The sequence below is a fragment of the Pseudomonas sp. MF08831 genome (genome assembly GCF_059862645.1).
This window is the reverse complement of sequence record NZ_JCBCUX010000047.1, coordinates 1-505: the sequence shown is the minus strand read 5'-3', so window position 1 is coordinate 505 and position 505 is coordinate 1. Positions and strand designations below refer to the sequence as shown.

Here is a 505-nt window from a genome sequence, read left to right as displayed (position 1 = left end):
CCATCCACACATTCCGCTGTTTGTTTACCTGTAGCTGTTTATGATACTAGCGGCCAAAATATTAACTCGATTCAATATACGCCGATTATTTCAGCGGGCGGGGTAACCATTTACTTTGGTAGTCCGGCAGCGTCCACCGGCCCTATAGGTGTCAGCTCTCAGAGACTGTTAGTTATGAGGTATCGTTGATGACTTACGGTGTGATGTTTAAAAATAATGCTGATGTGGTGGTCTTAGACTCAGAGTTCGCAAGGTTGTCTGTACTTGAAAAGGGCACATGGAATGGTACAGGCGCAGGCGTTTACGTACCTTTTTCAAAAGCCATCACAACGGACGAGCCCCCTTTGGTTTTCGTCAGGCCAGCTCAGGCAAACGTATTTTGTTTTTGCTTAGTTCGCGGCTCTGCGGGAGCATGGACTGGTTTTTCGTTCGTTGGAATTTCGGGGCAAGCCACCTCTGGTAACTGGTTCGTAGCAGCTTTTAAGGCAGAGCCTACGGCTAAATT

At 47.5% G+C, this 505-nt stretch carries 1 pseudogene; it reads left to right on the top strand.

The features are described from left to right. Positions 1-188: 188 nt before the first annotated feature. A pseudogene (locus AC19YS_RS32040) lies at positions 189-505 on the top strand (hypothetical protein); the annotation flags it as partial.